34 protein-coding genes are annotated in these 26,753 nt (G+C 62.6%); 16 read left to right on the plus strand and 18 right to left on the minus strand.

Annotated features, from left to right (window positions below; translation table 11 throughout):
• The first annotated feature begins 15 nt into the window (after positions 1–15).
• Together XH89_RS24325 and XH89_RS24330 are read left to right on the plus strand one after the other, a co-directional pair.
• On the plus strand, positions 16–1,092 hold the full coding sequence (locus XH89_RS24325) for an aromatic ring-hydroxylating dioxygenase subunit alpha (RefSeq protein WP_194462927.1): 1,077 nt from the start codon (positions 16–18) through the stop codon (positions 1,090–1,092).
• A gap of 279 nt (positions 1,093–1,371) precedes the next feature.
• Positions 1,372–1,806, plus strand: coding sequence for an ArsR/SmtB family transcription factor (locus XH89_RS24330; RefSeq protein ID WP_371825172.1), 435 nt, complete (start codon positions 1,372–1,374; stop codon positions 1,804–1,806).
• Between the two features lie 24 nt (positions 1,807–1,830).
• On the opposite strand, the gene XH89_RS24335 is transcribed toward XH89_RS24330, so the two are convergent.
• The 14 genes from XH89_RS24335 to XH89_RS24400 all read right to left on the minus strand — a co-directional run bounded on the left by XH89_RS24335 (position 1,831) and on the right by XH89_RS24400 (position 12,584).
• Positions 1,831–2,382: a YeeE/YedE thiosulfate transporter family protein gene (locus XH89_RS24335; protein ID WP_194462928.1), complete on the minus strand. Its 552-nt coding sequence runs from the start codon at positions 2,380–2,382 to the stop codon at positions 1,831–1,833.
• Positions 2,383–2,395: 13 nt separating this feature from the next.
• On the minus strand, positions 2,396–2,947 hold the full coding sequence (locus tag XH89_RS24340) for a YeeE/YedE thiosulfate transporter family protein (protein ID WP_194462929.1): 552 nt from the start codon (positions 2,945–2,947) through the stop codon (positions 2,396–2,398).
• Between the two features lie 83 nt (positions 2,948–3,030).
• Positions 3,031–4,116 (minus strand): YeeE/YedE family protein, encoded by a 1,086-nt coding sequence (locus tag XH89_RS24345; RefSeq protein WP_194462930.1) that lies wholly within the window; start codon positions 4,114–4,116, stop codon positions 3,031–3,033.
• An 87-nt stretch (positions 4,117–4,203) separates the two neighbouring features.
• On the minus strand, positions 4,204–4,647 hold the full coding sequence (locus XH89_RS24350) for a DsrE family protein (protein ID WP_194462931.1): 444 nt from the start codon (positions 4,645–4,647) through the stop codon (positions 4,204–4,206).
• A gap of 8 nt (positions 4,648–4,655) precedes the next feature.
• The gene (locus XH89_RS24355) at positions 4,656–5,561 is read right to left on the minus strand and encodes an alpha/beta hydrolase (protein WP_194462932.1); all 906 of its coding nucleotides are present in this window, start codon (positions 5,559–5,561) and stop codon (positions 4,656–4,658) included.
• A gap of 12 nt (positions 5,562–5,573) precedes the next feature.
• The gene (locus tag XH89_RS24360; RefSeq protein WP_194462933.1) at positions 5,574–6,038 is read right to left on the minus strand and encodes a hypothetical protein; all 465 of its coding nucleotides are present in this window, start codon (positions 6,036–6,038) and stop codon (positions 5,574–5,576) included.
• On the minus strand, positions 6,035–6,742 hold the full coding sequence (locus tag XH89_RS24365; protein WP_194462934.1) for a c-type cytochrome: 708 nt from the start codon (positions 6,740–6,742) through the stop codon (positions 6,035–6,037). The genes XH89_RS24360 and XH89_RS24365 overlap by 4 nt, the downstream gene beginning before the upstream one ends.
• On the minus strand, positions 6,711–7,982 hold the full coding sequence (gene soxC, locus XH89_RS24370; RefSeq protein ID WP_194462935.1) for a sulfite dehydrogenase: 1,272 nt from the start codon (positions 7,980–7,982) through the stop codon (positions 6,711–6,713). The genes XH89_RS24365 and soxC overlap by 32 nt, the downstream gene beginning before the upstream one ends.
• A gap of 6 nt (positions 7,983–7,988) precedes the next feature.
• Positions 7,989–9,680: a thiosulfohydrolase SoxB gene (soxB, locus tag XH89_RS24375; protein ID WP_194462936.1), complete on the minus strand. Its 1,692-nt coding sequence runs from the start codon at positions 9,678–9,680 to the stop codon at positions 7,989–7,991.
• A 27-nt stretch (positions 9,681–9,707) separates the two neighbouring features.
• The gene (gene soxA / locus XH89_RS24380) at positions 9,708–10,529 is read right to left on the minus strand and encodes a sulfur oxidation c-type cytochrome SoxA (protein ID WP_194462937.1); all 822 of its coding nucleotides are present in this window, start codon (positions 10,527–10,529) and stop codon (positions 9,708–9,710) included.
• Between the two features lie 28 nt (positions 10,530–10,557).
• The gene (soxZ, locus tag XH89_RS24385) at positions 10,558–10,884 is read right to left on the minus strand and encodes a thiosulfate oxidation carrier complex protein SoxZ (protein WP_194462938.1); all 327 of its coding nucleotides are present in this window, start codon (positions 10,882–10,884) and stop codon (positions 10,558–10,560) included.
• Between the two features lie 18 nt (positions 10,885–10,902).
• Entirely contained in the window at positions 10,903–11,355 is a 453-nt protein-coding gene (gene soxY / locus XH89_RS24390; RefSeq protein ID WP_194462939.1) for a thiosulfate oxidation carrier protein SoxY, read from the minus strand.
• 18 nt (positions 11,356–11,373) lie between these two features.
• Positions 11,374–11,829, minus strand: a complete 456-nt coding sequence (soxX, locus tag XH89_RS24395; RefSeq protein WP_194462940.1) for a sulfur oxidation c-type cytochrome SoxX — start codon at positions 11,827–11,829, stop codon at positions 11,374–11,376.
• 128 nt (positions 11,830–11,957) lie between these two features.
• Positions 11,958–12,584, minus strand: a complete 627-nt coding sequence (locus XH89_RS24400; protein WP_194462941.1) for a thioredoxin family protein — start codon at positions 12,582–12,584, stop codon at positions 11,958–11,960.
• 41 nt (positions 12,585–12,625) lie between these two features.
• Between XH89_RS24400 and XH89_RS24405 the strand changes: the two genes are divergently transcribed.
• The gene (locus tag XH89_RS24405; RefSeq protein WP_194462942.1) at positions 12,626–13,345 is read left to right on the plus strand and encodes a hypothetical protein; all 720 of its coding nucleotides are present in this window, start codon (positions 12,626–12,628) and stop codon (positions 13,343–13,345) included.
• Here the strand turns inward: XH89_RS24405 and XH89_RS24410 are convergent.
• On the minus strand, positions 13,342–14,073 hold the full coding sequence (locus XH89_RS24410; RefSeq protein ID WP_194462943.1) for a cytochrome c biogenesis CcdA family protein: 732 nt from the start codon (positions 14,071–14,073) through the stop codon (positions 13,342–13,344). The two genes, XH89_RS24405 and XH89_RS24410, sit on opposite strands and share 4 nt — an antisense overlap.
• A gap of 75 nt (positions 14,074–14,148) precedes the next feature.
• Here XH89_RS24410 and XH89_RS24415 point away from each other — a divergent pair, with 75 nt between their 5' ends.
• From XH89_RS24415 to XH89_RS24460, 10 genes are all read left to right on the plus strand, one after another.
• The gene (locus tag XH89_RS24415) at positions 14,149–14,520 is read left to right on the plus strand and encodes a thioredoxin (RefSeq protein WP_194462944.1); all 372 of its coding nucleotides are present in this window, start codon (positions 14,149–14,151) and stop codon (positions 14,518–14,520) included.
• A 37-nt stretch (positions 14,521–14,557) separates the two neighbouring features.
• Positions 14,558–14,908 (plus strand): metalloregulator ArsR/SmtB family transcription factor, encoded by a 351-nt coding sequence (locus XH89_RS24420; RefSeq protein ID WP_092183595.1) that lies wholly within the window; start codon positions 14,558–14,560, stop codon positions 14,906–14,908.
• Between the two features lie 74 nt (positions 14,909–14,982).
• Positions 14,983–16,062, plus strand: a complete 1,080-nt coding sequence (locus XH89_RS24425; RefSeq protein WP_194462945.1) for a YeeE/YedE family protein — start codon at positions 14,983–14,985, stop codon at positions 16,060–16,062.
• 127 nt (positions 16,063–16,189) lie between these two features.
• Positions 16,190–17,812, plus strand: a complete 1,623-nt coding sequence (gene groL / locus XH89_RS24430; RefSeq protein WP_194462946.1) for a chaperonin GroEL — start codon at positions 16,190–16,192, stop codon at positions 17,810–17,812.
• A gap of 148 nt (positions 17,813–17,960) precedes the next feature.
• Positions 17,961–18,116 (plus strand): ChaB family protein, encoded by a 156-nt coding sequence (locus XH89_RS24435; RefSeq protein WP_371825236.1) that lies wholly within the window; start codon positions 17,961–17,963, stop codon positions 18,114–18,116.
• 181 nt (positions 18,117–18,297) lie between these two features.
• The gene (locus XH89_RS24440; RefSeq protein ID WP_194468604.1) at positions 18,298–18,819 is read left to right on the plus strand and encodes an Hsp20/alpha crystallin family protein; all 522 of its coding nucleotides are present in this window, start codon (positions 18,298–18,300) and stop codon (positions 18,817–18,819) included.
• An 80-nt stretch (positions 18,820–18,899) separates the two neighbouring features.
• Positions 18,900–19,622 (plus strand): CBS domain-containing protein, encoded by a 723-nt coding sequence (locus tag XH89_RS24445; protein ID WP_194462948.1) that lies wholly within the window; start codon positions 18,900–18,902, stop codon positions 19,620–19,622.
• 23 nt (positions 19,623–19,645) lie between these two features.
• Positions 19,646–19,822, plus strand: a complete 177-nt coding sequence (locus XH89_RS24450) for a hypothetical protein (protein WP_194462949.1) — start codon at positions 19,646–19,648, stop codon at positions 19,820–19,822.
• Positions 19,823–20,052: 230 nt separating this feature from the next.
• Complete coding sequence (locus tag XH89_RS24455) at positions 20,053–20,253, plus strand: hypothetical protein (RefSeq protein WP_194462950.1); 201 nt, start codon at positions 20,053–20,055, stop codon at positions 20,251–20,253.
• A 28-nt stretch (positions 20,254–20,281) separates the two neighbouring features.
• On the plus strand, positions 20,282–20,446 hold the full coding sequence (locus XH89_RS24460; RefSeq protein WP_194462951.1) for a hypothetical protein: 165 nt from the start codon (positions 20,282–20,284) through the stop codon (positions 20,444–20,446).
• Positions 20,447–20,483: 37 nt separating this feature from the next.
• On the opposite strand, the gene XH89_RS24465 is transcribed toward XH89_RS24460, so the two are convergent.
• Positions 20,484–21,242 carry a CBS domain-containing protein gene (locus XH89_RS24465; protein ID WP_194462952.1) on the minus strand — a complete coding sequence of 253 codons (759 nt, stop codon included), beginning with the start codon at positions 21,240–21,242 and terminating at the stop codon, positions 20,484–20,486.
• Positions 21,243–21,357: 115 nt separating this feature from the next.
• On the opposite strand from XH89_RS24465, the gene XH89_RS24470 reads away from it, so the two are divergent.
• On the plus strand, positions 21,358–22,080 hold the full coding sequence (locus tag XH89_RS24470) for a c-type cytochrome (protein WP_194462953.1): 723 nt from the start codon (positions 21,358–21,360) through the stop codon (positions 22,078–22,080).
• Positions 22,081–22,151: 71 nt separating this feature from the next.
• Here the strand turns inward: XH89_RS24470 and XH89_RS24475 are convergent, their stop codons facing one another.
• On the minus strand, positions 22,152–22,340 hold the full coding sequence (locus tag XH89_RS24475; protein ID WP_194462954.1) for a hypothetical protein: 189 nt from the start codon (positions 22,338–22,340) through the stop codon (positions 22,152–22,154).
• Between the two features lie 25 nt (positions 22,341–22,365).
• Positions 22,366–23,412: a universal stress protein gene (locus XH89_RS24480; RefSeq protein WP_246767602.1), complete on the minus strand. Its 1,047-nt coding sequence runs from the start codon at positions 23,410–23,412 to the stop codon at positions 22,366–22,368.
• Positions 23,413–23,560: 148 nt separating this feature from the next.
• Between XH89_RS24480 and XH89_RS24485 the strand changes: the two genes are divergently transcribed.
• Positions 23,561–24,247, plus strand: a complete 687-nt coding sequence (locus XH89_RS24485) for a CBS domain-containing protein (protein ID WP_194468606.1) — start codon at positions 23,561–23,563, stop codon at positions 24,245–24,247.
• An 87-nt stretch (positions 24,248–24,334) separates the two neighbouring features.
• Positions 24,335–26,746, plus strand: coding sequence for a phosphoenolpyruvate synthase (gene ppsA / locus XH89_RS24490; protein WP_194462955.1), 2,412 nt, complete (start codon positions 24,335–24,337; stop codon positions 26,744–26,746).
• Positions 26,747–26,753: the final 7 nt, after the last annotated feature.

A 26,753-nucleotide genomic window follows, 5' to 3' on the forward strand; every position in this document is an offset into this window, starting at 1 on the left:
TTTTCGGGAGCCCACATGCTGGCCACCAAACAACCGGTGCTTCGCCGCTTCTGGTACGCGATTATGCGGATCGAACAACTCGATAGCGGACCACAGCCTTTCACGCTGCTCGGTGAGCCGATCGTGCTGTTTCTCGATGCCAAGGGTGAACCCGCGGCGCTGGAGGATCGCTGTTGCCATCGCACCGCAAAACTCTCCAAGGGTTGGTGCCGCAATGGCAACATCGTGTGCGGCTACCACGGCTGGGAGTACGATCGCGACGGCAAGCTGGTCATGATCCCGCAGTTTCCATTTGAGCAACCGATCCCCGACGCCAAGGCGCGCTCGTTCCGCGCGGAGACGCGCTACGGTTACGTCTGGGTTGCGCTGGACGAACCGCTCCGCGACATTCCCGACATTCCAGAGGACAGCGATCCTGCCTATCGCCGCATCTTCCAATTCTACGATACATGGAACACAGCAGCATTGCGGCTGATGGAGAATTCGTTCGACAACGCGCACTTCGCGTTCGTGCACAAGAACACGTTCGGCGACATGGACCAGCCGCGACCGGAAAAATACGAGATCGTCGAAACAGATTACGGCTTCGAGGCGGAAACTATCGTCACCGTCAAGAACCCGCCGATCGCGGCGAAAATCTCTGGCACAACGGAGCCCTATACCAAGCGGCACATGCGCAACAAATGGTTCATGCCGTTCTGCCGCCGGCTCGACATGGAATATCCCTCCGGCATCCGGCATATCATCTTCAATTGCGCGACGCCGATCGCCGACGGCAGGATTCAGGTGGTGCAGATCCTGTTCCGCAACGACACCGAAGCGGATTGCTCGACGCAGGAACTGATCGATTGGGATGCCGCCATTATCGCAGAAGATCGCGACATCCTGGAATCGACCGATCCGGATGCGATCGTCGACATGGGCCGCAAGATCGAGAAGCACATGCCATCCGATCGCCCCGGCATGTTGATGCGTAAGCGCCTGCTTGACCTGCTGCACGAGCATGACGAGGAAGAGGTCCCGAAATCGATGGTCGTGGACGCCGATGGCCTGGAGCGGAGTTATCGGGAGGTGTCGTCAGATGCTCGTTAGTACCCCGCTCGGCCCTGAGCGATCGTACTGCCGACCCCACGTCACACGGACGTGAGGCCGGCGTCAGAACCTCACGCATGCCACGCCGCGGATTTAGCCCCCTGAAGGACTGTATCCCGTATTGTTCGCCGAACGGGGTCGCCCATTGCCTGCACAAGTCGCGATCTTGAGCCGCGAGCAACCGCCGCCTTAAGAGATCGTATCTAAACATCATTGCCAGCCGCGTGGCATCAGAGAATGCTGCAATCCAAGAGGTATCTTTGCGCCTGACGAGGCCCTTTGCTGGCGCTGGTCGCCGGCAGGCGCACACGCATCACCTCGCAGAACGGGACGCGTATCGCTTCCGGCCAGCGCAGGGATGTTGACACGGCAACGCGAGTGCTATTGAACGCCGTCATGGGTAAACCAAACACCCGCGCGCTGGAACGACAAGCCAGGGATGTGGCCGCATTGATGCGCATGTTCGCCAACGAACATCGCCTGCTCATCGTTTGCAAGCTGGTCGAATATGGCGAAGCCAATGCCGGGACGCTCGCCGAGGAGGTGGGCCTATCCGCCTCGGCACTGTCCCAACACTTGGCCAAGCTGAAAGCGGAGGGCGTCGTCGCCGTCCGCCGCGACAGTCAAACGATGTGGTACCGCATCGCCGACAGGCGGGTCGAAGAGCTGGTTTCGACCCTGCACCGCCTGTTCTGCGGCTCTCGCAAACAATGAGCTTCGGGCTTGCAGAAGCGCCACCTAGCGGCGCTTCTGCTTGGCTTCCGCGGATTCGACCCACCAGAAGAACAGCACGGCACCGACAGCAAGTGCAGCGAACCAGGCGAGATCCGGGACGTTCGTCACATCCGGAAGGCGGACCTTGCCCAGTGCCCAGATATTGAGGACGTGCGCCTTCAGCCAGTCGAAGCTCAGCGCGTAGAGGATGGCGCCGGCGACCATGCCGAGCGCGCCGACCAATGCGTGGACGCTGCCGGTCGCGATGGCGCCGAGCGCCGTTCCGGGGCAGTAACCGTAGACCACCATGCCGACGCCGAACAGAGCCGCGCCGAGGGCAACGGCCAGCATGTTGGCATCCTTCACGTAGTACTTGGTGTTGCCGGTGTCGACGAGCAGCAGCACGCCGAGCCCTCCGACCACGATCGCAGTGCCCATCACCTTCAGCACCGTGAAATCGCGCAAGCGAAATTGGTTCTCGATCACGTTGCAGTTCGTCACCTTGCCACGTTGCAGCAGGAAACCGAAGGCTGCGCCCATCAGCACCGGACCGAGGATCGTCATCATTGCGGTCATCTCAATTCTCCCTTTAGCGCTTGCGGAACATCAGCGCGGAAATGCCGAGCCCGGTGCCGAACATCACGGCCAGAAACACCCAGCTCGATACCGCGAGCTGCAATCCGCCGGAGATGCCGTGTCCGCTGGTGCAGCCGCCGGCGAGCCGTGCGCCGTACATGATGACGATGCCGCCGAAGAACGCCCCAACGAAGCGCTTGGCGATCGACGGCCCGAACCGCTCCTTCCAGACGTCAGGCACAAGCTCGAGCCGCCAAGTGCCGGACATCACCGCCGCGATGAACGCGCCCGCGGGAATACCGACCAGAAACCAGACGCCGTAGTCCCATTTGAGCGGCATGCTCTTCCAGTAGGAGTTCTGCGCCACCGCCTCCGGGCCGATCATCGGGACGGCGAACAGCGAGGCGACGCGCGAATAGGCGGTGGTGACGCCGAGCGGGTCACCGAACACCGCAAAGGCGATCCAACTCAACAGCCCGATCCCGGCACCGACGAGATAAGGCGACCAGTCGATCCGCGCGGTACGCGGAGCTTCGCGAACGTAGCTTTCCGTGATTGTGGTCATGTGTGTTTCCCCGACAGCGGCGCGACCGGCCCGCACTGAAGAAAATCATATTCAAGAACCATAATTTAGCAATGTCTAAAATATCAGTTGCCCGGCGAACCCACCACTTGCTGCGGTTGCGGCATGCCGGCCCGGTCGACGAGCAGATCGGTGAGCCCCGCCCCCAACCACATGCCGCCGAGCACCAGCCAGGCCGTGAGTGCGAACACGGAGGCTCCTGTCACACCGGCGCCGACCGCGCAGCCGCCGGCGAGCATCGCGCCGAACCCCATCAACACCGCACCAAGCAGATAGCGGCGCATGCCGAGCCCGTCCGAAAACCCCTCGAGCTTCAGCTCGCCTGCGGCCGCCGCCGCGATGAACGAGCCGAGGAACACGCCGGGAATGATGCCGAGATCGAAGCCGAGCCGGAGCTGCGAGCTGTTCAGGACCAGCATCAGCACCTCGGCCGACGGTCCGCTGAAGGTGAGGCTCTTCAGCGGCACCGGCGCGAAGGAGGCTTGCGACAGCTGGTAGGTGAAGAGCCAGCCCGCGACGACGGCTGCACCCGTCGCCAGCGCTGACAAGATCAGCCGACGCGGCAAATGGCTGCGAAAGGCGAAGGCGAGCCCGGCGATCAGCCACAGCCCGCCAAAGGCGAGCTTCTCGGGCACGCCTGCGCCGAACACCGCCATGATGTCGCGCGACGGCCCGCCGTCGACCAGCCACAGATTGGTGACCCATTCGCGTGCAGGCGATAGCAAGCCGCGATAGGAGGCCTGCGCTGTGACAGCAAATACCAGCCCCGACAGCAGCGCCCTGAGATTGCCGTTGGCCGAGAGCACGAGCAGCCGGCTGGCGCAGCCGCGCGCCAATATCATGCCACAGCCGAACATCACGCCGCCGACCAGCGCACCGGAGATGCTGCCCTGCTGCGCGAGCTGGCGCGCCTCGGAGACGTCGAGCCAGCGGAGAGCGACAAAGGCCTGCGTGCCTACCAGTGCGGCGGCGAAGGTCAGCAGCCACACCGCTAGGCGCGGTCCGCCGTCGCCGCGGGAGAATTCGACGGCCGCGGCACGCAGGCAGAAGCGGCTGCGCTGGGCAAAAAATCCAAAGAGGCCACCGACCAGAAGGCCACCGAGCCATGACAGCCGGTCTTCCCCCAGAAGATCGATGAGTGTCGTCAGCACGGCCGCCTCAGTATTCCCTCAAAATCCACCAATCTATCGCCCGCCACGGCCGCGGCGTATGAGCCAAATCAAGCTTCGCGATATCGGTTACGGCCGCAGATAGGCATATCCCTGCTGTTGCAACTCGGCGAGCCGCACCACGCCGCCCTTCTCGGCCACCACGAAACCCGGCGTGAGGTCGTCGAGCTTGACGCCCTGCGCCTTCATGGTGTTGGCGCAGGCGTCAAAGCCGACGCCGGCGTCGGTGAGTTTCTTCATCATGTCCACGGTGTGATCTTCGGCGGCGAGCGCATGGAAGGCACGCAACGCCGGCCCATGCACGACCAGCCTGATATCGGCCTTGCCAGGCCCGCCGACGCCATCGACGTGGTTCTGGAGGTTGCCAAGCACGAAGACGACGCGGTCGGCATCGGCGAGGTGATAGACGACGCGCTGCCGCGCAGGCGCTTCCGTCGCCGCCGCCGCTTCGCGCACGGCAAGGGCGCCAAAGAGTCCGGCAAGGCTCGCGCGAAGCATGGATCGACGCTGCATGGTCCCTCCTATCGTGTCTGCTTGATGAATTCGGCGATACGGTCGGCGACGTCCTCCGCGAACAGATCGCGAAAGAAATGATCGGCGTCCTCAATCTTTTCGAGTTGCACCCTGCCGTCGCTCGAACCGGCCAGCGGCTTGAAGGACGCTACCACATCAGGCACAACCGTGTCCTTGGTTGCGGCGAACACCAGCACCGGCAGCTTCATACGCGCCACGAGCGCCGCGGTGTCCTGGGCGGCATCGGCAGCATAGAAGGAGGAAAAGGCCCGCGAGGTGACCACGGCGTTGCGGCAATAAATAAAGCCGGGCACGTCCATCCATTCGCCGCCGCGCCCTGCAGCGATGGCTTTGGCCGCCTTCTCCAGGAGCGGCTCAAGCGGCTTGCCATAGGTCTGGGCATAGGAAGCGCGCAGACCGGCTTCGGCTCCCGCGGTCGTCGGTGCCAGCAGCACCACACCCGCGACCGGTGCTGTTTCGTTTGCGACCAGATAGCGCACCAACTGGTTGCCGCCGCGCGAATGACCGAAGGAGAAGACGAACCGGGACATACTCTTCGCCCTGGCGATCCAGGCGCCGATCTCATCAACCGCTTGGTCGGCCGTATAGTCGTGCCGTGTGGCGCAATCATACATGCCCTTGCGACGATCGAGCCCCAGCGACAGCGTATGGGCGAGCGAGGCGATGCCGCGCTGCTCGAGCGCCTTCGCGACGCCCTGGATGACCTCCATGTCCTTGTGCGCGAGCGTGCCGTGAGTCATCACGACGAGCGGCGTATCGGGCGTCATCAAGGCAGGAGTGCGCAAGGTCGCGAGTGCCGTGCGGCCGTCGACCGAGAGTTCCAGCTCCTGCTCGGCCGCGCCGGCCGGTCGCGCCAGGGCGAGCAAGACAGCCAATCCGATCAACCATCGCATCTGCGGCTCTCCCTACGGCCGGACAATCGTCCAGTTCTTTTCCGCCAGATCCATCAGCGCGGCAACACCGACCTGGGTGACGCTGATGCCATCGATCAGTGGCGGCCGTCGGCCCTCCTTCACGGCCAGCGTCTCCAGCGTGTTGCCACAGGCAATGAAGCTCACATTGGGCATCGATTTCAGGAAGTTCAACAGGCGCTCCTTCACCGGCGAACGATCCTCAAGCAGCATGTCGAGCCCGCCATTAAAGGCGACCACCACGATCTCGACATCCTCGCCCTGCCCGGAATAATGCCGCGAGACGTTGGCCGCAACATCGAGGACGGCGCGCATCTTGATCGGGTCATCGTCGCTGATCTGGAGCGCGAGCCGATGTGGCTCGGCCGCCCGGACCGGGGCGGCGAGACCTGACAGGACAAGGGCGGCAGCGACCAGCCCGCGAAGCAATCCGCGTCGGCTCGCCTGCCTGCGGCTCATTCCACGCCCCGCGACTTCTTGTCCTTGCTGTCCTCGGGCGTCACATCGATCGCAGCCGCGCGGGCGGTGATCTTCACCGGTGCAATGCAATCCTTCATGCAGGGATCCTTCTGCCAGAACGATTTCTCGGTGGCAGCGCGATCGTCCATCACAAAGCCCTGCTCGTTCGGCATCTTGATGGTCGTGAAGTTCTTGTTGCTCAGCTCGAAGTTCTGGTCGGTGATGACGTCGTTCAAATAGAGGACGTAGGCGACCAGCGCATAATATTCGTCGACCGAGAATGACTCCGCGTTGCCGTAAGGCATGGCGTGACGGACATAGTCGAACACGGTCGAAGCATAAGGCCAGTACGATCCCACCGTCTTGACCGGATTGTCCGACGTCAGCGAGCCCTTGCCGCCGGCGAGCACCGGCCAGCGGCCGTTACCCTCGCCGAACTCGCCGTGACAAGTCGAGCAATTGTCCATGAATAGCTTCTCGCCCTGCGCGACCGAGCCCTTGCCCTCGGGCAGGCCCTGACCGTCCGGCCGCACGTCGATATCCCAGCCGCGGATTTCATCCGCGGTCGGCGCGCGTCCGATGTGATAACGTGGACCGGCTTTAACGTCGGTCTTCTGTTGCGCCAGCGATGGCGCGGCCAGCGCGCAGGCGACCAGCGCGCCAGCAATGAACTTAAGCGACTTCGACATTCTCGACCTCACCATTGGCCTGCACATGCCAGGTCTGGATGCCATTGTTGTGATAGATGGAGTTGACGCCGCGGATCTTGCGTAGCTCGGCCTTGCTCGGCTGCACATAGCCGGTCTCGTCCTGCACGCGCGATTGCAGGAGCAGCGGCTCGCCGTTCCAGTCGAACTCGTAATAGAAACGCGTCAGCGCCTTGTCGAGAACGGGGCCGTCGATCCGCGCCGGCCACCAGTTGCGGCCACCGTCGAGCGACACGTCCACGCGCTTGACCTTGCCGTTACCGCTCCAGGCGAGCCCGGAGACGATGGTGAAACCCTTGCCGTGCTTGATCGGCGCCTGCGGACTGGGACTCGTGATCACCGACTTGGCGTCCATCGACCAGGTGAAGCGCCGCGCTTTGCCGTTCGGCAGAAGATCCGTGTACTTCGACGTCTCCTCGCGCGTGTGCCAGGGCTGGTCGCCGACCTTGATGCGGCGCAGCCACTTGACCCAGAGGTTGCCCTGCCAGCCCGGAACGACGAGCCGCATCGGGTAGCCCTGCTCGGGATAGAGCGCCTCGCCGTTCATCTTGTAGGCGATGATGCAATCGTCGAGCGCCTTCTCGATCGGCAGGCTGCGGTCCATCGCCGCCGCATCGGCGCCCTCGACCAGCAGCCACTTGCCGTTGGTCTTGACGCCGGCTTCTTCCAGCAGCGTGCGCAGCGACACGCCGGTGTACTGCACGCAGTGGATCATGCCGTGGGTGAACTGGCAGCCATTGAGCTGCGCACCGCGCCATTCCATGCCGGAATTCGCCGCGCATTCCATGAAGTGGATGCGATTGACACGCGGATAACGCTTCAATTCCTCCAGCGTGAGGATCAGCGGACGCTCCACCAAGCCATGGATCATCAGGCGGTGATCGGCCGGGTCGATCTCGGCGATGCCGCCATGATGCCGCTCGAAGCAGAGGCCGTTCGGCGTAATGATGCCTTCGAGCTCGTGCAGCGGGGTGAAGCTGACCGAGGACTCGCGCGAGGCGGTCAGCCATTCGACGTCGCGCCGGACAACGTCCTTCTCGAACTTCGACGGCTTGCCATAGGGGCGCACGGCCACGCCCTCGCCGAGTGCCTTGCTCCATTCAGGAACATTGGGCGGCTGGTTGGCCGGATTGCCGCCGCCCGCAAGAGCGGGCTTGGCGAGCACCGATGCGGCAACACCGGCGCCGGCGGCCAGGAAGTTGCGTCGGGATTGCCGGGGACTGTCCATCTTCGACATCGCTACTTACGCTCCGGTGACTTTGACGGCTCGGTTGGGTTCGAGGCGAACCGTCTTCTGTCGGGTCAGATAATTGCCGATGACCTCCCAGATGGGCGGTCCCTCGGTTCCTTCGTTCACGCTTGCCCAGCCGGCGACCTGATATTCCCTGTTAGGATCGATCGGTGCGCCGGTCTTGGCCAGTTGCATGTCCGAGATGCGGCTGCCCTGCGGCTTTGCGACGTCGATCGCGTAGGACAGCCCGCCGATGCGCACCATGTCGCCGCCCTGCTGATAATAGGGATCGACGTTGAAGAGATTGTCGGCGACGTCCTCGATGATTTCCTTCAGCCGCGCGCCCGTCATGCCCATGCGGTAGACCGCAGGATAGGTAATCGCAGTCGCGTTCGTGACATCCTCGAAGGTGATGTCCTGCCCCGGCAGCACGCTGGTGCCCCAGCGGAAGCCGGGCGACAGCGCGATCTCGGCATCGCGCTCCTGCATCAGTGCCTGGCAGATCAGGTCATCGAACGTGCCGTTGAAATTGCCGCGCCGGTAGAGCAGCGAATCCGTCTTGCCGAGCACCTTCGACAGCTCGGACGCAAAGGGCTTGCGTACCTCGGCGATCTTCGCGGCCATCTCGGCGTCCGTCGCGATGACGTCGGAAAACAGCGGGATGAGCTTGTAACGAAACGCCTTGACCTCGCCGTCGCGGACATCGAGATCGAGCCGCGAGACGAACTTGCCGGACGAGCCCGACGCGATCAGCAAGGTCTTGCCGACCTTCACCGCCTCAGGCAGCGCGTCATGGGTGTGCCCGGTCAGGATGACGTCGATGCCTTTGACCCGGCTCGCGAGCTTGCGGTCGACATCGAAGCCGTTGTGCGAGAGCAGCACGACGAGCTGCGCGCCGTCCTTGCGGGCCTTGTCGACTTGCGCCTGTACGTCTTCCTCGCGCACGCCGAACGACCAGTTCGGGATCATCCAGCGTGGATTGGCGACCGGCGTATACGGGAAGGCCTGGCCCAGCACCGCGATTTTGATCCCGCCGCGCTCGATCATGGTCGAGGCATCGAACGCCGCTTCGTTCCATTCGGTATCGCGGATGTTTAGGCCGAGGAACGGGAAGCCGAGGCTGTCGATCGCCTGCTTGACGCGCTCAGTGCCGTAGGTGAATTCCCAATGGCCGGTCATCGCGTCGGGCTTGAGCAGCGCCATGCAGTCGATCATGTCCTGGCCGCGCGTCTTCAGCGACGACCACGATCCCTGCCAGGTGTCGCCGCCGTCGAGCAACGCGACCTTGTCACCGCGCTCAGCGCGAATGGCCTTGATCACGGTGGCCGCGCGGTCGAGACCACCGATCCGACCGTAGCTCTTCGCCAAGGCCTCGAAATCCTCCGAAGTCAGGGCATAGGCCGCGGACGAGCCGGGCGCGATGCCGAAACGGGCGAGGAACTCCTTGCCAGTGACGTGCGGCGGAAGACCCTTGGCCTCACCCACCCCGAGATTGGTCGAGGGCTCGCGGAAATAGAGCGGCATGAGCTGACCATGAATGTCGGTCACATGCACCAGCGTGACGTTGCCGAGCGGTTCGAACGCCAGCAACTCCTTCTGGGTCAGGCGCTGCTGGGCGACCGCCCGGGTCAGGCCGGAGCCTACACCGGTTGAAAGTGCCGCCGTTGCAGCAGCGACCTGAATAAATTCGCGGCGAGAGATCATGCGCAATGCTCCTGCATGCTCATCGTTTCAGTTGCGCACCGACGGCGTCTCGACCGGCAGTCCTATGCCGCGCCAGGCGACATAGAGCTCGAGCGCCAGGAACTCGTCCGACAGCGGCTTGAACGGCTCGGCGCGCACGTCGAACATGCAGCCTTCGAAGCGTTCATGCAGCGGCACCAGGCGCTGGTCGCGGAGCCGATAGGTCGGAAAGCCGTTGGTCTGGCCCTGACTCAGGAAGTCGGCCCGCATGAACTTGCCGTTGTTGCGCTCGTGGCAGGACTCGCAGGCGAGATCGAGCTGGCCATAGCGCGTGTAGTAGATCTGCTTGCCGCGCTCAAACCAGGGCGACATCGGGCCGTCGGTCTTTACCGTGACCGGCATGCCATGCGACTGGTACCGCACGAATGTGGTCATGTCGGTCAGTTCCTGGGACTTGAACTTCCAGGGCTCCGCCTTCATGTGCTCGCTGCGGCAGATGTTGATACGCTGCTCGAGATTGACCGGCTTCTTCAGCTTGTCATCCCATTTCGGCATGGCGGCGCCGACGCCCTTCATGCTGGTCTCGGCCTCTCCGTGGCAACTCATGCAGGACTTGCCCTCGCTGCCCTCGACCTTCTTCCAGGCATCCGCTGCGCGCTCCACCGCGAGGAAGCCAGGATTTTCGAGGTCGTCATCCTGCAGCGCCCGAGTCTCCTTGCTGCGAAACTCGTAGCCGGAGATGATGGTCTTGAAGACGTGGCCAGGCGGCGCCGCGATGCCTTTGCGCTCGGCATCCTGTGCGAAGGCGGTCGTCGCAATCGAGGCGGCGGCCACGATCGCAGCGGCTATCCCAGCATATCGTGGCGCCATCCGAGCCTCCCTCAATACGGTACGCGCATCACGCCTTGAGCGCGATCTTCTCTTCGGCGGTGATCACCGTGCCGTCGTCATCCGTCCAGGAGAATTTGAACGTACCGGCCTCGTCGATCCTGGCGTCAAACTGGATGTAGGGATTGGCCGAGATTGCGGGCTCCAGCGCGCAAGCGAATACCGGCTTGCCGTTGAACTCGCAGGCGAACTTGTTGATGATCTTGCGCGGAATGGTCTTGCCCTGCGCGTCCTTGCGCTGGCCCGATTCCATGACGTGCGAGACCAGCGTCTTGATCTGGATGACCTCGCCCTTGGCCGCTTCCTTGGGAAGCTTGATGCGCGGTTTGTCTGCCATCTGTCCTCTCCTGAACCCTTAGCCGCCGCAGCCGCCGATGGTGACCTTGACGGTCTTCTGCTCCGTGAACAGCGACCCGTCGCTCATCTTCGCGATCGCAACCACGTTCTGGGTGGTCGCGAGCCGAATGCGGATCGAAGCTTCCGCCTTGCCCGACAGCGGCGTGAAGGACAACGTCGCAACGCCCGCATTCGGGTTGCCGTCCGCGATGATCATGACGTCCTTGACGTAGGAGTCCGCCGTCATCGGGCTCTCGATGCTGATCGAGAGCGGCACCGTGTTGCCGTTCTCCGCGATCTCCGGCAGGTCTAGCGAGATCTTGCCCTTGGCAGGCGTCTTGCCGCCGGTGAACTTCTCGATCCACTTGGCCGCGTCGTTCGTCACTTCGGCGTCGGCTGCCATGGGCATCAGGGTCAGCATGACGAAGCCGCCCCCGAGCGCAAAAGCCTGCCGTCGATTGATGGCCTTCATTCCTGGTCCTCCTCGCCGTCAGTTCAGCGTCTTGAGAAAAGCAACGACGTCCTCGATCTGTGAGGCTGTCAGAATGGATTTGCCGACGAATTCGGGGCGCACCCGGCTCAAGCCATCGTTCTTGAAGAACGCCGGCATGACCGTGTTGGTGAAAACGCGCTTGGGGTCGGCGACGATGAGGCGCAATTGCGCCTCGGTATAGCGGCCGGCCACCCCATCGAGCGACGGGCCAAACTCGCCATGGAATTCCTCGGATTTCAGGCTGGTGACCTGATGGCACGCCAGGCAGTTGCCGAGCGTGCGCGTCAAAAACACCTTCTTGCCGGCCTCGGCATTGCCGGGCGTGCCGGTCAGGGACTTCGGCAGAGAGTCACTGATGACATCGAGCTTGATCGGCTCGGCGGCCGGCTGCTGGGCAAGACCGCCTCCGGCCGACAGACACAGTGCAAACGCAGCCACGAGCGAGCGCCGCATGTTTCCTACCCTTATAGCGGGGTGACGCCCGCTCTTGATCGCGATGGACTCACAGACCATCAAATTCAGTTATCATGATATGTTGATATAAACGGTGACGTCAAGCGAAATTCGCTGACGGCTCTCAGCTAGCCATTTGCGGCGAGGAAATCCCTGAACGAGCCGCGCTCATAGGCCCGCTCCCGCACGAAACGAAACATCGACAGGAAATGCGACGGCTTGAGATAGCCAGGCGCCCGCGCCACTTCCCGCGCCATCGCCTCCTTCGCCTCGATTCCATCGGACGAGGGCGGAAAGAACTGAAACGTCGGGGTGAACCTGATCCCGTATTTCTGGGCGAGCTCCTTCTCGGTCAATTCCTGACGGTCGAAGTCCGTAACCTTACGGGAGCCGAGCAGGTTGAGCTGCAGCACCTCGAAATTGTCGCGGATGTACCTGGTGATGTCGGCATCGGCAAAGTTCACCAGATGCGTCTCGCGGCAATAGGGACAGCCGCGCAGCTCCCACATGATGGCGAGGCGCTTGCCGCCGGCAGCCGCGCCGTCGAGGTCCTCGCGCAGATCAAGGAAGCTCTGCAGGAACCAGGGCTCGTGATAGATCCCGTCTTCTCCAAGCGCCGGCTCAGTGGCCGCCGCGCCGCGGCTGGCGGCAACAGCCGCCCCCGATGCCAGGGCAAGAAAGCCGCGCCGCGTCGGCACGCGATGCGGCATCAGGGATTTGTGCTTTGGAAGATCTTGCGCGTCGGTCATTTTCATTATGATATTCAAATACACGAATGTGACAAGGATTTCTGATTTTGCGCTGCATCATCGCTCTCTTGGCATGGCTGGCTTCGACCGTGCTCGTACTCGGCGCTGAGGCCGGTAAATCTGCCGATTTCGCATCGGCGATGCCGACGATCATGGCCAATCTGCGCAGCGCGGCCAGCTATGTGCGCACCGGAAACATTGCACTGGCCCAGATGGAGACCGACGAAGCGGTGGCCGCGTGGAAGCGGCTGGAGCCAACCGGGTCCGGTGCCCTGCCCGCTTTCGCACCGGCCGCGATGTCGGATTATCTCGACCGCGGGCGCGGCCGGCTCGCGACGATAACGCGGGCGCTGGACAGCGGAGACAATATCGCCGCCGGCCGCGAGTTGCTTGCGCTTCGCCAGTCCTTTCATGACCTGAGGCGTCATGCGGGCCTCTACGAACTCGGTGACTGCATCTTCGAGATCGCGCCAGCCATGGAGAAGCTGCGTGTCGCCGCCACGCGATACGGCGAGCAACCCGCGGTGGCAAACGCCGAGGATACCGTCGCCACCGCAAGCGCATTCCGCGATCGTTTGCAGCGCTGCAACGAATGGGCAAGGCCCGAAATCGCCGAGAAAAGCGAGTTCCGCCGCCTGATCGACGGCGCGATCGCGAGCAGCGGCGAGGTCGCGCACGCGGCGATGGCCGGCGACGGGCCGCTCGTGCATCGCTATCTGATCGAACTGCAGTCCTATGCCCAGCTGCTCGATTTCCGCTACGGCTAGCCGATACTGGTCAGCCCGGGGAATCGCTCCAGCAGCCATTCAGAGACCGCCGGCATCAGCCCGGTCAGGAACATCAGGCCCGTCGCGACCAGAAACACGCCCATGGTCTTCTCGACCAGGCCGAGATGCCGGCGCGCGCGGCCAAGCAGAGCCATGAAACGACCGGTGAAGGCGGCCGCGATCAGGAACGGAATGCCGGTCCCGATCGAATAGGCGAACAGCAGGAGTGCGCCTCGTCCGGTCGTGTCCTCCGAGCCTGCCATCAGCAGGACCGCGGCGAGGATAGGGCCCGCGCAGGGCGTCCAGCCGAACGCGAAGGCCAGGCCCATGACAAAGGCCCCGGCCACGCCGGCCGGCCGGTTATCGACCTGCACGGTCGCGCTGCGATAGAGCAGCGGAATCCGGACTACGCCCAGAAAATGTAGGCCCATGGCGATGATCAGGCCGCCGGCAACCATGCCAAGGGTCGACAGATGCGCGGAGACGAAGCGTCCCGCGATCGACGCGGTCGAGCCGAGCGCGACGAAAACCAGCGAGAAGCCGGCGACAAAGGCCAACGCGGAAATCAGGATGCGCGGGCGCAGATCCTGCCTGCTACCGGACAGGTCCGTGACCGACACGCCGGCCATATAGCAAAGGAAGGGCGGCACCAGGGGCAGGATGCAGGGCGACAAAAACGACAACAGGCCCGCAACAAAGGCCGCGCCAAGCGTGACGTCCAAGGTCATTGCGCCTCATCCCTAGCACATATACGAATTTAATGATATAAAGCGCCCAGGATGTCCAGAGGCCCGTTACCCGGAATGAACCGAATCATCGCCCTGCTTGCCATCATCGTCGCGCTCGCGCTGCCCGCGATGGGCGCGCGCGCGGCCGAGCTCGTCATGTTCGAGCGCCCCGGCTGCGTGTGGTGCGCGCGCTTCAACGCCGAGATCGCTCCGATCTACGCCAACACCGAGGAAAGCCAGGCCGCGCCGCTACGCCGGGTCGACCTGAACAGCCCCCTGCCCGCCGACCTCGCCGAAATCGACCCGGGCGCCTTCACGCCGACCTTCGTCGTGGTAAAAGAAGGCCGTGAGATCGGACGCATTCGCGGCTATCCGGGGGACGCCTTCTTCTTCGGCCTCCTGGATCGGATCCTGTCCAGCACAGGATCGGAATCGGCTGGGTCGTGACCGCTCTCGAAGATTTTGCTCAGGGGAATTTGACGCGATGCCGTTGCCAAAGCTGAAGGAGATCGAAGGCTCCGCCGAGCTCGAGCAGATGATCGAGAAGGCCCGCGAGGCGAGCGACATGCTCAAGGCGCTGTCGCACGAATCGCGGTTGCTGCTGCTCTGCATCCTCGCCGAGGGCGAGAAATCGGTGACCGAGCTCGAGCAATTCCTGGGCGAGCGGCAGTCGACCGTCTCGCAGCAGCTCGCGCGGCTGCGGCTCGATCGGCTGGTGACGACCCGCCGCGACGGCAAGGCGATCTACTACAGTCTCGCCAACGAGGACGTCCGCAAGATTCTCACCGCCGTCTACGACGTGTTCTGCGAGCCGGTGCGCCGGCGCCGCCGGTAATTTTCCGCTCTGGATTTTCGTCTCCCTCAGGCGCAGACTGCCCCAAGAGGCAGAACGAACATCTCGCGGGAGGAATGCTCAGTCCATCGACCATAGCCTTTGCATGCGGGCTTTTCGCCGGCGCCGTGCTCGGCGTTGCCGGCCGCGCAGGCCGCTTTTGTACGCTCGCGATGCTCGAGGATGCGTTCTTCGGATCGGACTTTCGCCGGCTGAAATCGTTTGTGCTCGCTGCGGCGGTCGCCCTGCTTGCCACGCAAGCGCTTGCTGAATTCGGCGTCGTGGATCTGTCACGATCGATCTACCTGACATCGTCGATTGGATTGGGCGGCGCAATCATCGGGGGGCTGATGTTCGGCGTCGGCATGGCGCTGGTGGGCACCTGCGGCTTCGGCACGCTGGTACGCGTCGGCGGCGGTGATCTGCGCGCCATCGTGGTCTTTCTCGTGCTCGGCCTGTCGGCGCTCGCCACCATGCGCGGCATCACCGGCATGCTCCGCGTGGCGCTGATCGAGCCATTGTCGCTGCGGCTTCCCGAGGGAAGTACCCAGACGCTGACATCGCTGCTCGGCGCTGGCGGCACCTCACGCGCGATCCTCGTCGTGACAATCGCCGCCGCGCTTGCCGTCTGGGCGCTCGCGGATGGCAAGCTGATCCGGTCGCCGCGGCTGCTCGCCTCCGGCCTTGCCGTCGGCGCCACGATCGCATTCGGCTGGTTCGCAACCGGATGGCTTGCCGACGACGAGTTCGATCCGGTACGGGTCTCCTCGCTCAGCTTCGTGGCCCCGCTCGGCGACACCATCCTCTACATCGCAACCTTCTCCGGCGCGCGACTAAACTTCGGCATCGGGTCGGTCGCAGGCGTCATCGCGGGCTCGTTTGCCGCCGCACTGCTGGCGCGCGGCTTCCGCTGGGAGGCCTGCGACGATGCTCGCGAATTGAAGCGTCACATGACCGGCGCACTTCTGATGGGTATCGGAGGGGTCATGTCAATGGGATGCACCATTGGCCAAGGGTTGACCGCGTTTTCGACGCTCGCGGTCTCAGCGCCGATCACCATGCTGGCGATCGCCTGCGGAGCACGGCTCGGGATTGAGTTCACGATGACCGGCGAATGGTTGCCGGCCGTGCGCAAGTTATTCGGCGTCTCGACCTAGTGGAGAAAACTGCCACTTCCGCGGAGGCGGAGGGGCTGCGCGTTGACCAAGATCAATTCCCGCCTGGCGCAGTCGTACAGACTGACCAGCAGAATATCGGCAATCGCGCCCCACCCGAGACATTCCAATGGCACACAAACAAGTTCTGTTCCATTCAGCCGCCCGCGAGAAGGTCCTGCGCGGCGCCTCCCTCCTCGCGGACGCGGTGCGCGTTACGCTCGGCCCGAAATCGAAATCCGTTCTGATCCAGAAAGCATGGGGGACGCCGATCGTCTGCAACGATGGCGTCACCATCGCGAAGGAATTCGATCTCAAGGACCCTGAGGAGAATCTTGGCGCCCAGGTGCTTCGCCAGGCTGCCGAGAAGACGGGCGACGTCGTCGGAGACGGCACCAGCACCTCGACCATCCTGGCGCACGCCATCCTGTCGGACGGCGTCCGCAACGTCGTTGCGGGCGCGAGTGCGATCGACCTGAAGCGTGGTCTGGATCGAGGGACGCAGGCCGCGATCGCGGCGCTGCGCGCGATGGCAAAGCCGGTCAAGACGAGAGCCGAGAAAGCTCAGGTCGCAACGATTTCGGCCCATAACGATACGTCCATCGGTGAACTCGTCGCCGACGCGATTGAGAAAGTCGGCGGTGACGGTGTGATTTCGGTCGAGGAATCCAAGACGACGGAGACGTTCCTGGATGTCGTCGAGGGAATGAAGTTCGATCGCGGGTTCCTATCCCCCTATTTCGTCACGGATGCCGACCGGATGGAAGCCGTGCTGCAGGATCCGTATGTCCTGCTCTGCGATCACAAGATCGGTGCATTGCGCGATCTCGTGCCCCTCCTCGAGCAGGTCGCCAAGAGCGGCCGCTCGCTCCTGATCATCGCAGAAGACATCGAAGGCGAAGCTCTGGCGACGCTCATCGTCAATCAGCTACGCGGCGTGCTCAAGGCTTGCGCGGTCAAGGCACCCGGCTTCGGCGACCGGCGCAAAGCCATGCTGGAAGACATCGCGATTTTGACCGGTGCGCAGGTCATCTCGGAAGAGATCGGCCTGAAGCTGGAAAGTGCCACCCTGCAGCAGCTCGGCCGCGCCGCACGCGTGGTCGCCGACAAGGAGAACACCACCCTGATCGGCAGCGGCGGAGACCGTTCGCGCATTGACGCCCGGCTGGCGCAGATCCGGGTGGAAATCGAGAAGAGCACCAGCGACTACGACCGGGAGAAACTCGAGGAGCGCCTCGCCAAGCTGTCCGGCGGCGTCGCCGTGATCCGGGTCGGGGCACCGACCGAGGCCGAGATGAAGGCCAAGAAGGAAGCCCTCGATGATGCCATCAGCTCGACCAAAGCGGCCGTTGCAGAAGGCATCGTCGCCGGCGGCGGACTTGCGCTGCTTCGAACGGTGGCAGCCGTGACCAAGGAGGAAGCGGCTTGCGAGGGTGATGAACGAACAGGCGTGCAGATCCTGAGGCGTGCACTCGAAGCGCCGGCCCGTCAGATCGCCGAGAATTCCGCGACCGACGGCGGCGTCGTGGTTGCGCGGATGCTCGGCAGCGAAGGAAATTTCGGCTTCGATGCCGCCCGCAAGGTCTATGTCGATCTCGTGGAGGCCGGCATTGTCGATCCCGTGAAGGTCGTGCGAACCGCACTTGAAAACGCCGTCTCGGTGGCGAGCGTCCTGCTTCTCACCGAGGCGACGATGACGGAAATTCCGGAGCCGAAGCGCGAGCGGCTGCCCGAGCACGACATGGCGATGTAGCTGCGCCACGTCTCGCCGCGCCTCCGCCGTCAACCCGTCGGCGAGCGATCCGGGGCGGCGATGATGTGGCCCCAGGATGCGAACGATGCCCTATCGCTCGAACAATGACCTTCCCGCTGGCGTGCGGCAACACTTGCCGCCTCATGCCATGGACATTTACCGAGAAGCGTTCAACCACTGCTTTGCCTCGCACGTCGGCGACCTCCGGCAGGAAGAGATCGCCCATCGCACGGCCTGGTCCGCGGTAAAGCGCTGCTACGTCAAGCTTGGGGACCGATGGGTCCCGAGAAGACCGGCTTCATAGGTTGCGCAATTGGGAAAGGTCCACCGACCTGTCCCATTTACTCGTTTCCAGAAGTACAAAAAGCGATCTTACCCGCATATCAGGCACAGCCCCCGAATTTGAGAGAAATCAATCAGCGCACGATGCGCCATGGCTATTCTTTCCAGCGACCGAAATGGTCAACTCGAAGGAGACGATGATCATGGCCACCGAAACCAAACTACCCGTCACCAAGACATCCACCGCGCCTGCGGCCGCCGGTGAAGCATGGCAGCCGTTTCAGGCGCTGAGAAACGAAATCGATCAGATATTCGACGATTTTGGCAACGGCTTCTGGAAGCGGCCATTCCGGTCGCTGGCACGGCTAGAGCGCGACCTGTCCAAGAACTTCAATGCGCCAGCTGTCGATGTCGCCGAGAGCGACAAGGCTTACGAGATCACGGCGGAGTTGCCTGGCCTCGACGAGAAGAACATTGACGTCAAGCTCGTCAACGGCGGTCTCACCATCCGAGGCGAGAAGAAGGAGGAGACCGAAGAGAAGAAGAAGGACTACTACGTGTCCGAGCGCCGCTATGGCTCCTTCGAGCGCTACTTCGCGCTGCCGGACGGGGTCAATGCCGACAAGATCGAAGCGACGTTCAAGAACGGCGTGCTCAAGGTCGTCCTGCCGAAGACAGAAGAAGCACAGAAGCCAGCCAAAACGATCGACGTCAAGGCTACCTGAGATGCTCCGCGAGCCGAGGCTGCGAACAGCGCAGCCTCGCCTCATTCACGATACTCACCCAGCGAAATTGAGGGCACCACATGCGCGCGCATCATATCATGACGAAAAACCTCGTGGCCGTAACGCCGCATACTACGATCGAGGAGGCGGCCAGAATCATGCTCCAGATGCACATCAGCGGCCTGCCCGTCATCGACGATGCGGGCAATCTCGTTGGTGTGGTCTCGGAAAGCGATTTCCTCCGCCGCAGTGAGATCGGCACTGGCCGCAGGCACGCCGCCTGGCTGAAATTCTTCATGGGGCCCGGGCGCGCGGCTGCCGAGTTCGTTCACGAGCGCGGTCGCAAGGTAGCCGACGTCATGACCAAGCAGGTCGTGGCGGTGCAGGAAGACGACGATCTGGCCAAGCTGGTCGACCTGATGGAGAAACACGACATCAAGCGTGTCCCTGTCATGCGGGGCAAGGCACCGGTCGGGATCGTCACCAGGACCAACGTGCTGCAAGCCGTGGCGAGCCTGGTACACGAAATCCCCGATCCGACGGCCGACGATGAGCACATTCGCGAGCGCATCACGCGCGCGGTGAACGCCACCGACTGGCGGCCGATCGGTTTTGAAGTGAGTGTCCGCAAAGGTGTCGTGCATCTGCACGGGCTTATTACGACCGACGAGGCCCGTCAGGCCGCGATCGTCGCCGCCGAGAACACCGCCGGCGTCAAGGAAGTTCACGACCATCTCTGCTTCGTCGATACCTACTCCGGATTCTATATCGAACCGCCCGAAGACGTGAAGGCCGCTGGCTGAAGTCCCCTCGGAGCGAGGCGACCGTGCTTCGATGGCTCGTTCGGATTCTCTTTGCCCTGGCAGCGCCGATCACGGCGCTGTTCGTGGCGCGTGACGCGCTGAACTTCGGTCTGATCCAGACCGTCGTGACCATGTTGCTCGTGACCGCCTTGGTCTGGCTGATCGCGCTGTACACTGGGCGGAACCGAGGGGCACAATGATCTGGGGCATTTCGCAACAGCTTGGTTGCTGGGATTGCGCCTGGAATCGAAGAGGTCTCAGGGCTCTTTTCTCTGCTTCCACCTGTTCACGAACCGATACTCCGTAATGAAAACGTTGCCGCCGCTTGCGCGCGGCTACGGAGTTTCCCTTAGGTGATGCCCCCAAATTTCGATCAAGGAATTCATGCCGTAGAAGGCATTTGGTAGCACGCGCCGACGAGGGGCCTGCCATGAATCACTCGATCTACACCGCGGACAAGGCAACACATCTCAAGGTGGTCGTTACCGGGTTGGCTACCGGCATCGCGATCATGACGACCGCGCTGACCGTCCACCTGACCCATTCTGAATTCAATGCGCAGACACCAAGGACTATCGCCATCGACCGTCCGCATCCGGGCCACGGCCTGACCAAGGTGGCACAACGCTAATCGAGACCCAGTGTTGGAGGATATTCAGATGACCAACGAAGCGATCAAGGCACTGATGGTTTTCGCAATGTTCGGCATCCTCGAACTGGCGCTCTACTTTTCGCCGGCGGACAGGCCCGCCAGGCAGCCGATCCGCTCGGGAGCCGATCGTACCAGCAATCCCGATCTCGCCGGTGAAAGACTGGAAGATTAGGTTTGTCTCCTGCGAAGACCTCCCTGCAAAGCAGGAGCTACAACGGTTCGTCATCCAACGTAGAGGGCTCGGCCTGCAGCGACACGAAATCACCGCCGCCGTATTCGTCCTCCGGATCGGGCCATGTCGACTGAAGGCATAGGCGGTCGTCAACGAGTCGGACACCTGAAGCGTTCTCGCAAGCCACGATCGCCGCTTGGCGCGCGTTCTCGCCCTTCACGACGCCTCGGAGCGTTACCACGCCGTTCCTGACGCTCACGTTCAAGCCGACGGGCTGCCACGGCATGCCGGTCATTTGCGCAAGAACCGCTCGGCGGATCTGGTTGTCGTCTTCCGAATAGCCGGGTGCGCCTGTCAGCGGACCGGAAATTGCGGACAGGAAGTCGGACCGGGTAATGATGCCGACAATGCGATCATCGCGCATGACCGGGACGTGATTCAGGCTCCGGCGCTCCATCAGATCGGCAATCTCCGCGAGGGGCGTATCCTCCCTCACCGTCGTCGGATCACGCGTCATCACCTGCTCGACCTTACGGCCGTGCTCCTTCACGAACTCACGCGCAGCGCGATCCGCGCCAAGCATGACGGTCAGCAGCCGGTTGCGCGTGTGCTCCGTTTCCAGCTCCGCCCGCCTGAGGAAATCACTTTCGCACAGGATGCCAACCAGCTTTCCCGCCGCATTCGTCACCGGCAGGCCGCTGATGTGGTGGCTCAGCATGACCTTGATGGCATCGGCGATCGAGGCATCTGGGCGGATAGCTATCACCCGCCTGGACATTATCTGATGCGCGCGCATGTCTTCCACTCCAGAGAGACTTCACAGATAGTCGGCGCTCGGCGCAGGGGTTTGATCAAGATCAACCCCCCGGGAGGATCGGATGCGATGCTGGAACAAGATCCGAGACATTGGCATGCGCTTTCCGACATTCCTCATCCTGATTGTCTTTGCGATGGCGGCGGCATCGAGCGCCGAAACCCCGGCTGAGCCAGCGGCAGGTGCCGTCCCCGGCGCGCTCTCCGAGCTCATGACCCGGCTCCAGCTCCAGCATGCCAAGCTATGGTTTGCAGGCAAGCTCAGCAATTGGAGTCTTGCGAGCTACGAAGTCCAACAGATCGACCGAAATCTCGAAGCGGCAGGCGACCTCCTATCCGACCGATCACGGATCGCTGTTACCAAGGATCGACTGCAGGCGGTACACGAGGCGATACAGCAAAAAGATGTGCCAGCGTTCACCAAAGCCTATTCGGCTTTGACAAACGATTGCAATGGCTGCCATCGGACCAGTGGCTTTGCCTCTATCACGATCGAGGTACCGGTCCGTCCGCCGGTCGCCAACCAATTATTCGTCGATCAATTCACCGAAGGCCGGGTCCTGGCTCATGCGATCTGCGGAACGTGCCATGTTGTGGAGGATGCCGCCAAGGAATCCCCAACATCCCGTCCCCGGGCGCCCAGCTTCCTGGAGATTGCCGATCGCTCCTCGTTCTCCGCCGACGACATTCGGCAATTCCTGGCGTCGAGCCATCGCAGACTAGGTCCTGACCAGGCCATGCCCAACCCGCGACTGGCGGACTATCAGATCGAGGCCATCGTGGCGTATCTCGAAACTTTGAAGGCCAAATCGCGACGGTAGGACACCATCGGCTCCGCTGCTTCCGGCCCAAGTTTCTCACCTAACTCGGGGAAAGGCGCCAGGCAGTAGGCTCAGAGCGAGGGGCGCCTGCCCTGGCCGTGCAGATTCAGCGCCTCACGCACCTCGTCGTCCTCCAAGGCATTCTTGAGTGCGCGGTCGAGCCGCCCGGCCTCGACCGCCGGCTTGCCCCGATCAGGAGCAAGCCTCTCCTCTTTTTGCTTCGTTGCCCTCTCTTGAGCCGCTTGACCATCCTTGTCCATCGCGCACTCTCCTAACGCCAAGATTCTAATGCGACATCAGCAGGCAGACCGGAGCCTGTTGCAGCAACGTTTCGGTCATGCCGCCGAAAATCCATTCTCCCAACCGGCTATGTCCATAGCCACCGGCGACGATGAGGTCGGCGTCGAGCTCGGATGCCAACCGAATAAGATAGCCTCCATCCGGCTCCGCCGTATGGACACGGATCTCATTCTGGCATTGCACCCCATGCCGCTGAAGATAGCCGGCCACGTCGCGAACCCGCTTGCGGGCTGCATCCTGCTCGTCCGACGTGCAGATTTCGGCGATTGTGACCTGGGAAGCCCTGGTCAGGAACGGCATCGCGTCGCGCACGGCGAGGCGAGCTTCCCTTGTGTCCTTCCAACCGACCACGATGCGGTCACCGGACAACTTCGTCACGCGCTCCGGCACCGATAGCGTGGGGCGTCCCATCCGCAACATGGCTCCGGCCGGATCGAAGAAGCGGGAGTGGCTCGCCGTGTGCGTCCTGCGCTTGACAATCACAAGGTCGGCCGCCCGGGCTTGCTCGACCAGAAAGTCGGTCGGATATTGAAGTGCCCAGCGCCATTCGACCGTCTCGCTTGGCAGCCCGGTGACCCTCTTGAACCAAGCCTCTTTCGCCGAAAGCATTGCCTTGATGCGCTTGAGATCTTCCTCGGTGGTCTGCTCGATGATAACGCCTTCGGCCACAAAGGGAGGCTCCACGGCCACCGCTGAAATACCCAGGACAGCCGCCCCGAACGTCTTTGCGATCCCCCCAGCGACAGCAACCTGCCCTGCTTCCTGCTGCTCGGAATCGACGTAGACCATGACGCTTGCGACAGACATGATGATACCCCGGAAAAATGTTCGATCAGTCTTTATCGCTTTGCGATCGGCGAGACGTTTGACCGAAATCAAACGATCCGGCATTTCCCGGTTAATGCGGTAGGCGAAGGGAGCCGCGGCGGCCTCCAGGCGATCTTCCCTTAGATCGCATCCCGCAAATGCCGAGGCATCGCCCACAGGGGCCGGAGAGGTGTTTGTCGAGTTACTCGCGGTGCTGCGCCGCACGTCTCCATGAAAAGCCGAGCTAAGCCCCCAACGCGCGCGGCGACGCAACGACCAAGAGGGAGCTCGCGGGTGCTTGATTCCGATCAAAATGGGCCACTCACGATCAGGCAGGATTGCCTTCCACCGAGACGCGGTATGGAGGCCGGTCATGCAAGCACGAGACATAATGGTATCGCCAGTGGTCACGATTGGACCAACCGCGACCGTCCGGCAGTTGGCGCAGATCCTGCTCGAACGTCGGATCAGCGCTGTGCCGGTCGTCGATGCCGACAACAAGATCCTTGGAATCGCGAGCGAAGGCGATCTGATGCACCGGACCGAGAGTGGAACCGAACGATCCCCCTCCTGGTGGCTGCAATTGCTGACCGGCGACGCTCAGCTTGCGACTGACTACGTCAAGTCGCACTCGATCAGAGTGCAGGACATCATGACGCGGGAGGTCGCGACCGCCGCGCCCGAGACACCCTTGCACGAGATCGCGGTGCTTCTCGAAGAACGCCAGATCAAACGCGTTCCCATCGTCAACAAGGAAGGCCAGCTCGTCGGGATCGTCAGCCGGGCCAACCTGCTCCAGGCTATCGCCAGCGCCAGGCCAAAGTTCGAGGTTTCGCTTCCCGATTCGGCCATCAGGAAGCGGTTTTTAGAGGAACTCAGAAAACAGCCCTGGGCTCATACATACAATTTGAATGCGACCGTGCAGAACGGCGTGGTCGACATCTGGGGCTTTGCCCCGTCGCTCGCCGAACGCACGGCTATTCGCGTTGCCGCCGAGGCGATTCCCGGCGTGGTGGCGGTGAATGATCACCTCCTCGAAACTCCAACCTTCGTCTATTGAGCCACTTAAGGGACACCGTCATCACGAATTGAGGGAAATGTTGACTTGGCTCAACCGGGTAACGTCATGACATGATCTGCTGCCGCCATGGGCGGATATATCAGATCGTTTCATGAAATTGGCTTGGCCGACGTCGGTCTGGTCGGTGGCAAGACCGCTTCCCTGGGCGAGCTGTATTCTGCCCTCTCCTCGCAAGGAATCGCCGTTCCCAACGGCTTCGCGATCACGGCAGATGCCTATCGCGAAGCGCTGTCGCGCGACAACGTAGCTGGCGAGTTGCACCAGCTTCTCGACAGGATCGACAAGAGCAACATCAAGCAGCTCGCCAGCAGAGCGACGAAGGCTCGCGCGATCATATACGACGCGATGGACACGGCCGCCCTGCGCAATCAAGTCATGGAGGCGTATCGGCAGCTCGAACGCGAGGCCGGGGCTGGGGTTGCGGTCGCTGTGCGTAGCTCGGCGACCGCGGAGGACCTGCCGACAGCGAGCTTTGCGGGTCAACACGAAAGCTTTCTCAATGTGCGCGGACCGAAGGATCTGTTCGACGCCTGCAGGCGCTGCTTTGCCTCGATATTTACTGATCGCGCGATCTCTTACCGCATCGATAGCGGGTTCGATCACTTCAAGGTCGCGTTGTCTGTCGCCGTGATGAAAATGGTCCGATCCGATCTGGCGGCAAGCGGGGTCGTTTTCACACTCGATACCGAATCCGGCTTTCGTGACGTCGTCTTCGTCACAGCCTGCTACGGCCTCGGCGAGACCATCGTGCAAGGTCAGGTCGACCCGGACGAATTCTACGTCCACAAGCCGACGCTGGGCCAAGGGTATCGCCACGTGCTGCGGCGCCGGCTCGGAGCGAAGCAGATACGCATGATCTACGGCAAACGCGGCGGCGATCATGCAACGCTGACCCGCAAGGTGCCCGAAGCCGAACGCCGGAAGTTCTGCATCTCAGACCAGGAGGTGCTGAAGCTTGCCGAGATCGCGGTCCAGATCGAGGCACACTATTCCGAACACGCGGGCGCTGCGATGCCCATGGATATCGAATGGGCCAAGGACGGCTCCGATGGAACGCTCTATATCATTCAGGCTCGACCCGAGACGGTCGCCTCACGGCGTTCGGCCGACGTCTACGAGACTCACAATCTGAAGGAACACGGCCCGGTCATCGTCAATGGTCGCGCGGTGGGCGAGAAGATCGCTTCGGGGCGGGCGCGCCGCGTCGTGTCTTCGCACGACCTTGCGGCCTTCAAACCTGGCGAGATCCTGGTGGCGCCAGCAACCAGTCCGGACTGGGAACCGGTTATGAAGATCGCGGCGGGCATCATCACCGACAAGGGCGGCCGCACCTGCCACGCCGCGATCATCGCGCGAGAGTTGGGCATCCCCGCCGTCGTGGGGACCGGGCTCGCGACCCAAAAGATCAAGACCGGGACCGAAGTCACGATCTGCTGCGCCGAGGGCGACGTCGGCAGCGTCTATCAGGGAAAGGCTGGCTTCGACGTAACCAGAACGCCGGTGAGCCAACTGCGGCAGCCGCGCACGGCCATTATGGTGAATGTCGGCACTCCCGAGATGGCGTTCCGTACGGCGATGCAGCCGCAGGCCGGGGTTGGCCTCGCCCGGATGGAGTTCATCATCAGCGAGCATATCCGCATTCACCCGATGGCCTTGCTCAAGCCCGACAAGGTCAAGTCAGCCAAGGCGCGGGCCGAGATCGCTCACCTCGTCAGAGGCTTCGAGAGCCCGGCTGATTTCTTCGTCCAACGATTGGCGGAGGGTGTGGGCACTATCGCCGCGGCATTCTATCCGAAGCCTGTGATCGTACGGCTTTCCGACTTCAAGACCAACGAATATGCCAGCCTGATTGGCGGAGAAGGCTTTGAGCCCAGCGAGGAGAATCCGATGCTGGGATTTCGGGGCGCCTCCCGCTACAGCCATCCTGCTTACACCGAAGGATTTGCGCTGGAGTGCGCGGCGCTCCGCCTGGTGCGACAGGAGATGGGCCTCTCCAACTTGCGCGTAATGGTGCCGTTCTGCCGAACCATCGCGGAGGGCCGGCGCGTGATCGCGACGATGGCGGCCAATGGTTTGAAGCGGGGCGAAGACGGGCTCGAAATCTACGTGATGTGCGAGATTCCCAACAACGTCATCCAGATCGATGCGTTCGCAGAATTGTTCGACGGCTTTTCGATCGGCTCAAATGATCTCACTCAGCTCACACTGGGGGTCGACCGGGATTCCGATATCGTCGCCTTCGACTTCGATGAACGCGATCCGGGAATGCTGGAGATGTTCCGGCAGGCGATCGCCGGCGCAAAGCGCAACGGTCGCCATATCGGCATCTGCGGCGAAGCCCCCGCGAACGATCCGGAGATCGCGCGGTATTTGACGGGGCTGGGTATCGATTCGATCAGCGTCAATCCTTCGAGCGTCTTTCGCACCATGGCCGTGGTGGCCGACGCCGAGACTAATCCGCCGCGACCCAAGGCGTAACCTTCGC

This window comes from Bradyrhizobium sp. CCBAU 53340 (assembly GCF_015291645.1).
In the GTDB taxonomy this organism is placed as follows: Bacteria; Pseudomonadota; Alphaproteobacteria; order Rhizobiales; family Xanthobacteraceae; genus Bradyrhizobium.

Coding starts and splice junctions, on each gene's coding strand:
- XH89_RS24325 (WP_194462927.1), top strand. CDS start 16: ATGCTGGCCACCAAACAACCGGTGCTTCGCCGCTTCTGGTACGCGATT.
- XH89_RS24335 (WP_194462928.1), bottom strand. CDS start 2,382: ATGACCGCAATGATGACGATCCTCGGTCCGGTGCTGATGGGCGCAGCC.
- XH89_RS24340 (WP_194462929.1), bottom strand. CDS start 2,947: ATGACCACAATCACGGAAAGCTACGTTCGCGAAGCTCCGCGTACCGCG.
- XH89_RS24350 (WP_194462931.1), bottom strand. CDS start 4,647: ATGCAGCGTCGATCCATGCTTCGCGCGAGCCTTGCCGGACTCTTTGGC.
- XH89_RS24355 (WP_194462932.1), bottom strand. CDS start 5,561: ATGCGATGGTTGATCGGATTGGCTGTCTTGCTCGCCCTGGCGCGACCG.
- XH89_RS24360 (WP_194462933.1), bottom strand. CDS start 6,038: ATGAGCCGCAGGCAGGCGAGCCGACGCGGATTGCTTCGCGGGCTGGTC.
- XH89_RS24365 (WP_194462934.1), bottom strand. CDS start 6,742: ATGGTGAGGTCGAGAATGTCGAAGTCGCTTAAGTTCATTGCTGGCGCG.
- soxC (WP_194462935.1), bottom strand. CDS start 7,982: ATGTCGAAGATGGACAGTCCCCGGCAATCCCGACGCAACTTCCTGGCC.
- soxB (WP_194462936.1), bottom strand. CDS start 9,680: ATGATCTCTCGCCGCGAATTTATTCAGGTCGCTGCTGCAACGGCGGCA.
- soxA (WP_194462937.1), bottom strand. CDS start 10,529: ATGGCGCCACGATATGCTGGGATAGCCGCTGCGATCGTGGCCGCCGCC.
- soxZ (WP_194462938.1), bottom strand. CDS start 10,884: ATGGCAGACAAACCGCGCATCAAGCTTCCCAAGGAAGCGGCCAAGGGC.
- soxY (WP_194462939.1), bottom strand. CDS start 11,355: ATGAAGGCCATCAATCGACGGCAGGCTTTTGCGCTCGGGGGCGGCTTC.
- soxX (WP_194462940.1), bottom strand. CDS start 11,829: ATGCGGCGCTCGCTCGTGGCTGCGTTTGCACTGTGTCTGTCGGCCGGA.
- XH89_RS24400 (WP_194462941.1), bottom strand. CDS start 12,584: ATGAAAATGACCGACGCGCAAGATCTTCCAAAGCACAAATCCCTGATG.
- XH89_RS24410 (WP_194462943.1), bottom strand. CDS start 14,073: ATGACCTTGGACGTCACGCTTGGCGCGGCCTTTGTTGCGGGCCTGTTG.
- XH89_RS24415 (WP_194462944.1), top strand. CDS start 14,149: ATGAACCGAATCATCGCCCTGCTTGCCATCATCGTCGCGCTCGCGCTG.
- XH89_RS24420 (WP_092183595.1), top strand. CDS start 14,558: ATGCCGTTGCCAAAGCTGAAGGAGATCGAAGGCTCCGCCGAGCTCGAG.
- XH89_RS24425 (WP_194462945.1), top strand. CDS start 14,983: ATGCTCAGTCCATCGACCATAGCCTTTGCATGCGGGCTTTTCGCCGGC.
- groL (WP_194462946.1), top strand. CDS start 16,190: ATGGCACACAAACAAGTTCTGTTCCATTCAGCCGCCCGCGAGAAGGTC.
- XH89_RS24435 (WP_371825236.1), top strand. CDS start 17,961: ATGGACATTTACCGAGAAGCGTTCAACCACTGCTTTGCCTCGCACGTC.
- XH89_RS24440 (WP_194468604.1), top strand. CDS start 18,298: ATGGCCACCGAAACCAAACTACCCGTCACCAAGACATCCACCGCGCCT.
- XH89_RS24445 (WP_194462948.1), top strand. CDS start 18,900: ATGCGCGCGCATCATATCATGACGAAAAACCTCGTGGCCGTAACGCCG.
- XH89_RS24455 (WP_194462950.1), top strand. CDS start 20,053: ATGAATCACTCGATCTACACCGCGGACAAGGCAACACATCTCAAGGTG.
- XH89_RS24460 (WP_194462951.1), top strand. CDS start 20,282: ATGACCAACGAAGCGATCAAGGCACTGATGGTTTTCGCAATGTTCGGC.
- XH89_RS24465 (WP_194462952.1), bottom strand. CDS start 21,242: ATGCGCGCGCATCAGATAATGTCCAGGCGGGTGATAGCTATCCGCCCA.
- XH89_RS24470 (WP_194462953.1), top strand. CDS start 21,358: ATGCGCTTTCCGACATTCCTCATCCTGATTGTCTTTGCGATGGCGGCG.
- XH89_RS24475 (WP_194462954.1), bottom strand. CDS start 22,340: ATGGACAAGGATGGTCAAGCGGCTCAAGAGAGGGCAACGAAGCAAAAA.
- XH89_RS24485 (WP_194468606.1), top strand. CDS start 23,561: ATGCAAGCACGAGACATAATGGTATCGCCAGTGGTCACGATTGGACCA.
- ppsA (WP_194462955.1), top strand. CDS start 24,335: ATGGGCGGATATATCAGATCGTTTCATGAAATTGGCTTGGCCGACGTC.